Origin of the sequence: Pseudoalteromonas sp. BZA4 (genome assembly GCF_040104395.1) — a bacterium.
Classification (GTDB): Bacteria; Pseudomonadota; Gammaproteobacteria; order Enterobacterales; family Alteromonadaceae; genus Pseudoalteromonas.
The window spans coordinates 1-11,548 of the sequence record NZ_JBECOT010000090.1 but is presented as its reverse complement, the minus strand read 5'-3'; the positions used below and the strand labels follow the sequence as shown (position 1 = coordinate 11,548).

Sequence of the window (11,548 nt, the reverse complement as noted above, 5' to 3'; positions counted from 1 at the left end):
TCTTCGCGCAGTATAAAAAGGAGTGGATAAAGAATTTAAATGAACTGAGTCGTAGTGAAATGACAACACAAACGTATTTTTATATTGAAAAATACTACAACTCAGTAAGAAGGCATGGCACCCTAGGGTATAAAAGTCCCATGCAGTACGAACAAGTTAATTAAACCCCGTGTCTACTTTATCGGGGTCAGATCACAAATCAGACGGCTGACGGCTAACGGCTAACGGCTAACGGCTAACGGCTAAACCCTAACTAATTCCTAAATACTTATGTACTTGAACCGATAAACGCCAGTTCTTTGCAATACAGGTTTCAATGGCAAGTTTAGTTGCTGAGGTTTTTTGGCTAATTGGTTGTAGATACACTAAACGCGGATTCACACCTGTTTTTAAGAATAAATCTTCGAGTTCTTCCACATGCTTTTGCATTGCCACTGGGTGTTTAATTTCATCAGCGCGTTGCATTGCACTGCGTAATACTTTATAGCCACCACGCATATTAATTTTTGGTGATACAGTCACCCATGTCTGCTCAGGGACTAAAATTTCAAATGTACCGCTGGTTTCAATTTGAGTCGAATAGCCATTTTCGTGTAATAATTCACACACTGGATTTAGGTCGTACATGCAAGGCTCACCACCAGTGATCACCACATGCTTTGCGTTGTAGCCACGTTCTTTAAATAACGCTAACACTTGCTCAGCTGTTGCTTCAGCCCAATGATCTGAGTCTGCTTTTTTCTCAACGGTGTCATCAAGTGACACTTTATATACGTTATCAACGTCCCATGTTTGTTTTGTATCACACCAAGCACAACCCACAGGGCAGCCTTGTAAACGTAAAAAGATTGAAGGTGTACCCGTAAAACTCGCTTCACCTTGAATTGTTTCAAACACTTCGTTAATTTTGTACAAAAGACATCTCACTTACGACGCAACGGTATAAAATACATACCATCAAAAAAACCAAAAACACGCGCAAAAATTGTTATTTAGGCCCGAGCCGTGTAGTATATCGCGCCCTGAAGTAAACCTCTATCAAAAGTAAGAGCAAAACAGATATGACGCAAAAAGTAGTTGTGATTTATTCCGGCGGTATGGACTCATTTACCGTATTAAATAAAGCCCTGCAACAAGGCCATGAAGTATATGCCCTGTCGTTCGACTACGGCCAGCGTCATGTTAAAGAGCTTAAAGTAGCAGCTCAAGTATGTGAAAAGTTAGGTGTTTCTCACAAGATTGTTGATATTTCAGCAATCAACCAGTTGATTGGTGGCTCATCACTAACTGATGATATCGAAGTACCAGAAGGTCACTACGAAGAAGAAAGCATGAAGAGCACAATTGTGCCTAACCGCAACATGATTTTACTATCACTTGCTGTAGGTTATGCGGTGTCTTTAAAAGCTAGTAAAGTTTATTACGGTGCCCATTCAGGCGATCATGCAATTTACCCGGACTGTCGCCCTGAGTTCGTACAAAAAATGGATGATGTTTGCCGTATTGCCAACTACGACGCTGTTGAAATTTTCAGCCCGTACCTAAACAATACCAAAATCGACATTTTGACAGACGGTTTAAAAATGGGTCTTGATTACAGCCAAACATGGACCTGTTACAACGGCCGCGATAAAGCCTGTGGTAAATGTGGGGCTTGCCAAGAGCGCTTAGAAGCCTTTGCATTAAATAAGGTTACAGACCCTCTCGAATACGAATAAAGCATAAAAAAGGCTATCAAATATTTGATAGCCTTTTTTATAAATCAATGTTGTAAAAATTTAACATCCAAAAACTGTGTTAATTTACTAACTAAATAAACGTTCAAACCAGTTTTTGTCTAAATCGGCTTCACACTTTTTGAGTTGTGCGCCATAACGGCTAGCTCGATGTTTAACTTTATTAGCAACGCTCATTAGCCATTTTTTACTTTTATAAGTGCCTCGCTTATAGCCGCCCCACCCTTCGTGGTAATTTAGGTACTGCGCGTAGGCGTCCCATTTCGATATACCATTTACTTTATGAGTTTTGTAAACGAACCAGGCCATAAAGTCGATAGCATCATCAAAATCATCTCTGTCTGCACCGCTGTTACCTGTTTCACGAATGTAATCTGACCATGTTGGGGTTTTTGCTTGAGAGTAGCCATATGCAGAGCTAGCACGTCCGATTGGAATTACCCACAAGAAATATTCCATTGGTGGTGCTGCATCATGGCGGAATGAGCTTTCTTGATACATCATGCTCATTAGCACATGTTTTGGCGAACCCCATTTTTCTTGTGCATCACGAGCATCGTAATACCAGTCAGGTTTTTCTTCAAAAATCTTACATATATCATGAGGTTGCTCAGGAGGAGCCGTTGCACAACCAGCCAAAGATGCGGCCAGCGATAAAATAATTATACTTTTTTTCATTTTTTTATGGATCTCGCTGAACTTTTTCTCATCAGGTCAGTCTGAACTTATGAATGCAGCAGTATAGCATTGTTTCATCCCTGAAGAATCTTTGACGCAGCCTCCCTAGGCTGCGTTTTTTTATGCCTTCACCATACTAAGCTTTAGCAAAATAGTCATCTAAAAATGCAGTAAAAGATACACTGTCTGCTGCTTTAACTTCACGCTCTTTAAGTACAGAGTCAGCCGCTTGTTTTGCCAAAAATGCTTGATCATAAAATTGGTAATCAGCATCAAGGTGGCTTTGCTTGTACTGCTGTGCAAGTGCTAAAGCGAAATGACCATTATCTTGGTTCTCATTAGCCAGCGCATTAACATATTTGCCAGAGAAAGTTTTACTTGGGCTGTTCACCCAAGTTGCAAGCTCAGCTATGGTTTCACTGTAATAACTCACGCCATATGCATTATCCATGTAACGGGCAACTTCAAATAGCTGAGTAAAAATTGTCTCAGCCCAATCAGTTAGACGCACCATCTCACCCTGCTTGTTAAGCATTAGCTCAGGGGCTCGGCCTTCATTGACAACCGCATCAAGGTTAGTGGTGCTTAACTTTTGCTCTTGCCAATCCATTTCTGGCGAGTCATTCAATAAACAATAGGTTAAGAATACATCTAAGAAACGAATTTGCTGTAAATCGATACCAGTTTCACTAAACGGGTTAACATCAAGCGCACGTACTTCGATATATTCTATACCTCCGCGAAGTAATGCATCGGTCGGTGTTTCGCCCGATGCTGCATTGCGCTTAGGGCGAATTGGCGAGTAAAACTCGTTTTCGATTTGCAGAATATTTTTATTTAACTGCTTTGGCTCCGCGCTCGTGTAATCATCAATATGACCATAGATATCCGATGGCGTATGAATTGCCTCTTTTAAGCCTGCTACATATTCTTCTAGTGAGTTATACATAACACGTAAGGACGATTGTGCACTGTTAGTGTAACCAAGGTTACCCAAACGCAGCGCTGTGCCCACTTCTAAATAAAGAGTACCTTTACCTAGCTTTTTGAATGGTAAATCAGTTTCGCGCCCTTGTAAGAATGAACTACATAATGCTGGTGATGCACCAAATAAAAAACTGATCAACCAAAGCTCACGCTTAAAGTTACGAATAAGCCCTAAATAGCCATTCGAAATAGACTCAGCTAATGTACCTTGGTTGCCGTTTAAGCTATACAGGCTTTGCCATAAGCTCTCTGGGAAAGAGATATTGAAATGCACACCGGCAATGGCCTGCATCATGCTGCCATAACGGTTCTTTAAGCCTTCACGGTAAAGTGTTTTCATGCGGCCAATGTTTGAGTCACCAAACTGTGCGAGTACAATGTCATCTTGATGTTCAATAAAGCATGGCATACTGATCGGCCATAACAGCTCATCGCCCATCTGCGATAAGGTGAACTTTTGCAAGTCTTTTAGCTGCGCGAGTGTTTGCTCTGCAGATGTACTAACCGGAGTGATAAATTCTAAAAGTGATTCTGAAAAATCAGTGGTGACATGATCATTCGTTAAAGCGCTACCAACGCCTTGTGGATGACCTTGCTGTGAGATAACACCACTTGGTTTAATCCTTAATGCTTCTCGCTCGATACCACGTTGAATCCCATTAATTGCGTTAGGAAATTGTGCCGTTAACGCTTCTAGCGTTTTATTTAAATCATGTTTTATCAAAAATGCTTCCTCGAGCCGCGTGGCTTTAATCCTAAGTGTATGGGGGCAAAAAACAATTACTCAAGTCAGAAATATCAGTTTCATTATTTACCTATACACTCGAAGCTCAATCTTGCCATTGTGAGTCACAATATACAATTGCTTTGGTGGCACTTCATTGTTGCTTAAACGGTTAAAAATACAATTTAGGCTTTTTCCTTGAGGATATTAGGTCTTTTAACTAATATAAAAGACTGAGGCTAAACATATTAATTCAGGCAAGATATTGTTTTAGATCAAAGGGAAGATGAAATTATTAAAAGTTTCACAGTTAACACTATCTCCCCCCTTCCCTTACATTTTTCTGAGACTATAATCCGCACACCATAAAAAAGTATATTTCGAGGACTCATATGCGTCGTGGGCAAGAAATCGTCAATCAAGAAGTGACATACTCTGATAACCAAGAGCTTGTCTCTACCACAGATTTACGCGGTGTAATCACATACGTAAATAAGGAATTTTGTACTATAGCAGGTTACACCGAAGAAGAGCTTCTCGGAAAAAATCATAATATTGTACGCCACCCAGATATGCCTAAAGCGGCATTTAAAGAGATGTGGGAAAAACTTAAAGAGGGCCACTCTTGGCGTGGCATGGTAAAAAATCGCTGTAAAGATGGTCGCTACTATTGGGTCGATGCGTTCGTTACGCCTATTTATGAACATGGCCAATTAGTTGGCTATCAATCAGTGCGTACCAAACCATCTGAGCAATTAAAAACCCGTGCGATGGCACTGTACACTAAAATTAATGATGGAAAATCTATCGCATCATTTCGTGAGAATATTTCACTCAGACAAATAATGTCTGCGATTTTATTGGTTGCAGGTATTACTGGGTTAGCAATGACCACCTCATGGATGGTTGCTTTAACCGCATGTGTCCTTTTAGCACTACTTTTTGCGCTAAATTATGACGAACTGGTTGTTACGCCAAGCCACTTAAAGCAGCAACGTGCAGAGTTTGATTCAGTCTCACGTTATGTGTATTCGGGCTCTCATCCATTTAGTATTGCTGCCTATAATCAGCAAATGTTGTTCGCTAAGCTTAGAACTGTATTGGGTCGCGTGAAAGACTCTACTTACTCATTCAAAGACATTGCTACTAACTTAGATAAACAATCGTCACAAACCGAGCAAGGTATTGCTGCACAAGGCCAACGTTTAAGTGATATTGCTACGGCAATGACACAAATGAGTGCGACTATTGGCGAAATTTCAGCAAATACTCATCACACTGCTGATAAGGTTAAAACCACTTACCAAAGCTGTAACGATATCAAACTGCATATTGAAGATAATAGCAGCATGGTGTCTGATCTAGCTAACCAAGTAGAGCAAGCAGCCACTACCGCTAATTCTCTTGCTAGTGAAGCAGACAAAATAGGCCAAGTAATGAGTGAGATTGAAGGCATTGCTGAACAAACAAACTTATTAGCGCTGAATGCAGCAATTGAAGCAGCACGTGCCGGTGAGCATGGCCGAGGTTTTGCGGTTGTAGCAGATGAAGTACGCGCACTTTCTTCACGTACTCAAAATGCAACAGCACAAATACATAGCTCAATTAAAGAGATCCAAGATACGTTATTTCGCTGGTCTAAAGTGATGCAATCAACTAAAGCGCAAGCAGATAGTTGTGTTGATACGACTGCACACACTCAAACTGAGCTTGCGAGCATCTTCGCGCAAATTGATGAAATATCAGGTCTTGCCACTGAGATATCGACGGCTGCTGAGGAACAACAAGTTGTCAGCACCGATATACGCGAAAATGTAGAAAGCATTAAAGGACACAGCGAAGAGAACTTGAAGCTTAGCTACAACGTAGCTAAAGATGCAGCGGGGCTTGTTGAAGGCTCACGCAAAGTTAACGATATGCTGTTAACCTTTAAAGTTTAAACTTAACTGATACAAAAAAGCCGCATCATAATTGATGCGGCTTTTGTTTTTAGGGCTAATTAACGACTCGAGAAAACAAGTCCATTCTCATCAGCATCAATATGGATGATGGCACCTGGTTGGTAATCGCCACCGAGCAGACGCTGTGCTAACGGATTTTCAATGGTATGTTGAATAGCTCGTTTTAAAGGCCTTGCCCCATAAACAGGATCAAAACCACTTTCAGCGATGCGGTCTAAAGCTGAATCCGTAACTTCAAGAATGTAGCCTTTTTCAGTTAATCGCTCACGTAGCTTACTTAACTGAATGTCAGCAATTTCCTTAATGTGCTCATTAGCAAGTGGATGGAATACCACGGTTTCGTCGATTCGGTTAATAAATTCAGGGCGGAACTGACTGACTAATACGCCCATCACTTTTTCTTTTAACGTCGCATAATCATTTGAACCTGCTTGCTCTTGGATAATATCTGAACCCAAGTTAGAGGTCATGATTATCACCGTATTTTTAAAATCAACGGTACGGCCCTGACCATCCGTTAAGCGGCCATCATCAAGAACTTGCAGTAAGATGTTAAATACATCAGGGTGCGCTTTTTCGACCTCATCCAATAAAATGACAGAATACGGACGACGGCGTACCGCTTCAGTTAAATAGCCACCCTCTTCATAGCCAACATAACCCGGAGGTGCACCGACTAAACGTGCCACCGAGTGTTTCTCCATAAACTCCGACATATCAATGCGCACCATGGCATCTTCAGTGTCAAACATGAAACTGGCTAGTGCTTTGGTCAGCTCAGTTTTACCTACCCCTGTCGGGCCTAAGAATAGGAATGAACCGATTGGGCGATTTGGATCAGCAAGTCCTGCGCGAGAGCGGCGAATTGCATTCGCAACAGCTACAACGGCTTCATCTTGACCAATCACTTTGTGGTGTAATTGATCTTCCATTTGCAGAAGCTTTTCACGTTCACCTTGCAGCATTTTCGATACCGGAATACCTGTCCAACGCGATAAAATCTCAGCGATTTCGTCTTCACCTACTTGGTTTTTAAGCAAGCTCATTTCTTGCATTTCTGCTTGTGAAGCAAGGTCGAGTTTGCGCTCAAGTTCAGGGATACGACCATATTGCAGTTCAGACATACGCTGTAAATCGCTGGCACGGCGTGCCACATCTAAATCAAGACGTGCCTGCTCAAGTTCTGCTTTGATAACTTGCGTGCCTTGCAGTGAGGCCTTCTCAGCATTCCACACTTCATCTAGTTCGCGGTATTGCGCTTCAAGTTCAGTGATCAGTTCTTGCATTTCAGTGCGGCGCTTTTGACTCGCTTCATCTTTTTCTTTCGCCAACGCATTATCTTCCAGTTTTAACTGAATAATACGACGCTCTAGCTTATCTAAAGACTCTGGTTTTGAGTCAATTTGCAAACGAATTGAAGAACCCGCTTCGTCAATTAAATCTATTGCCTTATCTGGTAATTGGCGATCGCTGATGTAACGGTGCGACAACTGCGCCGCGGCAACAATGGCCGGATCGGTAATATCAACTGAGTGATGCAGCTCATAACGCTCTTTTAAACCACGTAAAATTGCAATGGTGTCTTCAACCGATGGTTCATCAACAAACACCTTTTGGAAACGACGCTCAAGTGCCGCATCTTTTTCGATGTATTGACGATACTCATCAAGGGTTGTAGCTCCCACGCAATGTAACTCACCACGGGCAAGTGCTGGTTTTAGCATATTACCTGCATCCATTGCGCCGTCTGTTTTACCTGCGCCTACCATAGTATGGATTTCATCAATAAAGAGGATGACTTGGCCTTCTTCTTTGGCAAGTTCATTCAATACTGATTTTAAACGCTCTTCAAATTCACCACGGTATTTTGCGCCAGCAACCAAAGCACCTAAATCGAGCGATAATACTCGCTTGTTTTTTAAGCCTTCAGGTACTTCACCATTGATAATACGTTGTGCAAGGCCCTCAGCAATCGCTGTTTTACCTACACCCGGCTCACCAATTAACACCGGATTATTTTTAGTACGGCGTTGTAATACTTGGATAGTACGACGAATTTCGTCATCACGACCAATGACAGGGTCAAGCTTACCTTGCTCTGCTCGCTCAGTTAAATCGATGGTGAATTTTTTTAATGCCTGACGAGTTTCTTCAGCATTTGGGTCTTCTACTTTTTGGCCACCACGAATGGCTTCAATTGCAGATTCGATCTTGCTAGAAGTAATATTCAGCGCTTTAAAAATGTCACCTAATGGACCTTTATCATCACAGGCGGCAAGAACAAACAACTCACTCGAAATGAATTTATCTTTTCGTTTTTGAGCATATTTATCGCATAAGTTAATTAATGAAATCAGGTTATTTGACAGCTGAACATCGCCACCAATACCTTCAACTTTAAACAGTTTCTCGATTTCTTGGGATAACTTGGTGTTTAACTCATCAGCACTGACGCCTGCTTGTGCAAGTAACGCACGCACACTTGAACCATTTTGCTGAAGCAATGAATACATTAAATGCACAGGCTCAATAAATTGATGATCGCGCCCAAGTGCTAATGACTGCGCATCTGAAAGCGCTGATTGAAATTTACTTGTAAATCTATCTAAACGCATAAGGGTTTACCTATTAAAAAATCTAATTGCTTAATTAATGGGTATGCTTAGTGATTTGTTCAAGTAAAAGAAGAAAATTTAATCGCAAAAAAGGCGTATTAATTGCGCCAGATCAAGCTAGCCATACGGCCTGTTTGTCCATCGCGGCGATAAGAGAAAAACAGTGATTTTTCAGTGACGGTGCAGTGCTCACCACCATATATTTTGACCACACCTAATTGTGCCAATTGCTGGCGTGCTAGTAAATAGATATCAGCCATGTATTTTTCGTGCTTGGCTGTAAAAGCTTGTTGATGCTCTGGGTTTTGTGAGCAAAAACACTCTTTAACTTCTTGCCCAACTTCAAATTGTAAAGGACCGATGGCTGGGCCTAACCAAGCAATGATATCGTTTGCTGGCGCTTGAAAGTGCGAAACCGTGTTTGCCAATATACCTTGCGCTAAACCACGCCAGCCACCATGGACAGCAGCGACTTCATCCCCAGAACTCGAGCAAAGCAATACTGGTAAACAGTCTGCGGTCATTATCGCCAGCGGCTGCTTTATTAAACGGGTGTAAAGCGCATCAGCAGAGCGTAGTTCGCTTAAATCAGACTGCTCATCAATCACGACTACATCGCTGCTATGTGTTTGGTTTAACCACACAGCAGGATTAGGCAGCTGATTTGCAAGTAAGGCACGATTTGCAAGCACGGCTTGCTCATCATCACCAACATGTAAACCCACATTAAAACTATCAAAGGGTGCAACTGATACACCGCCCTGTCGGGTGGTACTCAGCGCGCTAACAGAGTTTGGGGCAGTCCATGCTGGTGTGATCATAACGCTTAAAACTCGATATTTGGGTTTGCTTTAGTATCAGCGCGTAATGCTTCTGTCATAGCAGCCATATCATCTGGAATGGGTGCTTGCCAGGTCATTAACTCACCCGTAATTGGGTGTGCAATTGATAGTTTTACAGCATGTAATGCTTGGCGTTTAAAGTCGCGTAGCATTTGAAACAGCTCAGGTGTAGCACCTTTTGGCGGGCGCGGACGACCACCATACAGTTGATCGCCAACTAATGGATGGTTTAAATAAGCCATGTGTACACGAATTTGGTGAGTACGGCCTGTTTCTAGGCGTAAACGTAAGCGTGTATGTGCACGGAATTTTTCTGCAACACGATAATGCGTCACAGCTGGTTTGCCCATTTCATGCACGGCCATGTGAGTACGTTTTGTTGCATGTCGACCAATTGGTTTTTCAACCATGCCACCCGCTGTCATTGTGCCATTACAAATTGCTTCGTATTCACGGGTGAAGTTTTCACGCTTTTGTAAAGCAGAAACTAAATAAGTTTGTGCCGGAATTGTTTTCGCCACCACCATTAAACCTGTGGTGTCTTTATCAAGGCGATGCACAATACCCGCACGAGGCACATTAATGATATCAGGGTAATGATGTAGCAAAGCATTTAATACCGTGCCATCTGGGTTACCCGCACCAGGATGTACAACTAATCCCATAGGTTTATTGATCACCAAAATATCATCGTCTTCATAAACGATGTTTAATTTGATATTTTGTGCCTCGTATTCACGAGGGGCTTCGATGGTTGTTTCTACACTCACCACTTCGCCACCGAGTAGTTTTTCGCGCGGTGTGTTTAATATTTCGCCGTTTACAGTGATTTTATCATCCAAAATCCACGTTTTTATACGTGAACGAGAATAATCAGGGAACAATTGCGCTAATACTTGGTCTAGACGTTTACCGCCAAGGTCAATTGGAACCTCGGCTTGGAGAGAAATTTGCTCTGACATTAGTAACTTTACCCAATTTACCAGTGCAAGCTGTGCTCGACTGGGTTAGAATCGCTTTAATATAATACGTATAGTTTACTCGGTTTTCCTCACTTGGCCTAGCCGAAGACATCGAAGGTAAGAAATAAAATGATAAATAAAATAGGGAAACGTGCGTTCGCCATAGTTTTTTCAGTATCTGTACTTGGCTTAGGTGCCTGTTCATCAGCACCCGATCAAGAAGATATCCAACGCGTTCCTAATAAATCTGCGCAAGCTTTATACGAAGATGCAAAACAAACATTAGATTCTGGCTTGTATGCTCGTGCAATTGAGCTATTAAGTGCTATTGATTCTCGCTACCCTTTTGGTCCTTTATCAAAACAAGTACAAATGGACTTAGTGTTTGCGCATTATCAAGCAGGTAATACTGAACAAGCACTCGCAACTATCGACCGTTTTATTCGCTTAAACCCAAACCACAAAGATTTAGATTACATGTACTACATGCGTGGTTTGGTAAATATCAAAGCAGATGAAAACGCATTCCAAGAATATTTTGGTGTAGACCGTGCCGACAGAGATGCAAATCGTACTCGTGTCGCATTTACTGATTTATCAACGCTTTTAAAACGTTTTCCTAACAGTGCTTATGCGCCAGAAGCAAAAAAACGTTTAGTGTGGCTACTGAATAAAATGGCACGCTACGAGTTAAAAGTTGCTGAATACTACTATGAGCGTGAGGCATACCTTGCTGCAGCAAACCGTGGTAAATATGTGGTTGAGCACTACTCACAAAGCAGCTACCTTGATCAAGCACTAGAGATCATGGAAAAAAGCTATAACAAACTTGGCTTACCTGAGCTAAGTGAACACGCTAAAGCAACGCGAGAAGCTAACAAGCGTTAAAACAGACTAAAGCAAAAAGGCGCCTAAGGCTGTCTCTTATACACAAATCCCTGCTAAGAAATTAGCGGGGATTTTTTTGAACTAAATTTCAACATCATGATCAGATCTTCAAATCTTGTTTGGAGACACATTATGATTAACGACCATACTCATTG

General features: G+C 41.8%; 10 protein-coding genes. 4 read left to right on the top strand and 6 right to left on the bottom strand.

Features of this window, described 5'->3' with window-relative positions:
• Positions 1-164, top strand: a 164-nt coding sequence (locus ABMY41_RS20445; protein WP_349276086.1) for an IS3 family transposase, incomplete at its 5' end; no start/stop codon positions are given.
• 85 nt (positions 165-249) lie between these two features.
• On the opposite strand, the gene queE is transcribed toward ABMY41_RS20445, so the two are convergent.
• Positions 250-915, bottom strand: a complete 666-nt coding sequence (gene queE, locus ABMY41_RS20440) for a 7-carboxy-7-deazaguanine synthase QueE (RefSeq protein ID WP_349276083.1) — start codon at positions 913-915, stop codon at positions 250-252.
• 122 nt (positions 916-1,037) lie between these two features.
• Here queE and queC point away from each other — a divergent pair, with 122 nt between their 5' ends.
• A complete protein-coding gene (gene queC, locus ABMY41_RS20435; RefSeq protein ID WP_282658480.1) occupies positions 1,038-1,718 on the top strand; it encodes a 7-cyano-7-deazaguanine synthase QueC in 681 nt (226 codons plus the stop codon).
• An 87-nt stretch (positions 1,719-1,805) separates the two neighbouring features.
• Here queC and ABMY41_RS20430 read toward each other — a convergent pair whose 3' ends face one another.
• Positions 1,806-2,414 (bottom strand): hypothetical protein, encoded by a 609-nt coding sequence (locus ABMY41_RS20430; protein WP_054551741.1) that lies wholly within the window; start codon positions 2,412-2,414, stop codon positions 1,806-1,808.
• Positions 2,415-2,550: 136 nt separating this feature from the next.
• Entirely contained in the window at positions 2,551-4,125 is a 1,575-nt protein-coding gene (gene gshA / locus ABMY41_RS20425) for a glutamate--cysteine ligase (RefSeq protein WP_349276081.1), read from the bottom strand.
• 392 nt (positions 4,126-4,517) lie between these two features.
• On the opposite strand from gshA, the gene ABMY41_RS20420 reads away from it, so the two are divergent.
• On the top strand, positions 4,518-6,065 hold the full coding sequence (locus ABMY41_RS20420) for a methyl-accepting chemotaxis protein (protein ID WP_349276079.1): 1,548 nt from the start codon (positions 4,518-4,520) through the stop codon (positions 6,063-6,065).
• Positions 6,066-6,124: 59 nt separating this feature from the next.
• On the opposite strand, the gene clpB is transcribed toward ABMY41_RS20420, so the two are convergent.
• From clpB to rluD, 3 genes are all read right to left on the bottom strand, one after another.
• Entirely contained in the window at positions 6,125-8,701 is a 2,577-nt protein-coding gene (clpB, locus tag ABMY41_RS20415; protein WP_289098353.1) for an ATP-dependent chaperone ClpB, read from the bottom strand.
• 98 nt (positions 8,702-8,799) lie between these two features.
• Entirely contained in the window at positions 8,800-9,522 is a 723-nt protein-coding gene (pgeF, locus tag ABMY41_RS20410; RefSeq protein ID WP_349276077.1) for a peptidoglycan editing factor PgeF, read from the bottom strand.
• A 5-nt stretch (positions 9,523-9,527) separates the two neighbouring features.
• The gene (gene rluD / locus ABMY41_RS20405; RefSeq protein ID WP_349276076.1) at positions 9,528-10,505 is read right to left on the bottom strand and encodes a 23S rRNA pseudouridine(1911/1915/1917) synthase RluD; all 978 of its coding nucleotides are present in this window, start codon (positions 10,503-10,505) and stop codon (positions 9,528-9,530) included.
• Between the two features lie 129 nt (positions 10,506-10,634).
• Here rluD and ABMY41_RS20400 point away from each other — a divergent pair, with 129 nt between their 5' ends.
• A complete protein-coding gene (locus ABMY41_RS20400) occupies positions 10,635-11,393 on the top strand; it encodes an outer membrane protein assembly factor BamD (RefSeq protein WP_054561898.1) in 759 nt (252 codons plus the stop codon).
• Positions 11,394-11,548: the final 155 nt, after the last annotated feature.